We start from the raw sequence: 308 nt of genomic DNA, 5'->3' as shown, positions 1-308 counted from the left end.
TCAGCTTTCCGATTCATGGTCACCTGACCTGGATACAATGGGTCCATTGCGATTGGGTGGATCAATTCTACTGACATTTCAACGTTGTCGCCTGGCATTACCATTTCAACGCCGTCTTGTAATTGGATTGCACCAGTTACGTCAGTTGTACGGAAGTAGAATTGTGGACGGTAACCGTTAAGTAACGGAGTATGACGACCACCTTCTTCTTTAGAAAGTACATATACTTCTGCTTTGCATTTTCTTCAATCATTTGAGCAAGGCGAATCTTGTATAATTCAATATTGAGATTTGAGTTTGCTGCCAGC

The 308-nt window shown here is 42.2% G+C and carries 1 pseudogene; it reads right to left on the bottom strand.

The features are described 5' to 3' along the window. Window positions 1-233, bottom strand: a pseudogene (locus FLQ44_RS05045) (EF-Tu C-terminal domain-related protein); the annotation flags it as partial. Window positions 234-308 lie beyond the last annotated feature (75 nt).

Origin of the sequence: Vogesella mureinivorans, from assembly GCF_007644035.1 — a bacterium.
GTDB lineage: Bacteria > Pseudomonadota > Gammaproteobacteria > Burkholderiales > Chromobacteriaceae > Vogesella > Vogesella mureinivorans.
Note: the sequence above shows the minus strand (reverse complement) of the source record. Positions and strands in the feature narration are given on the sequence as shown.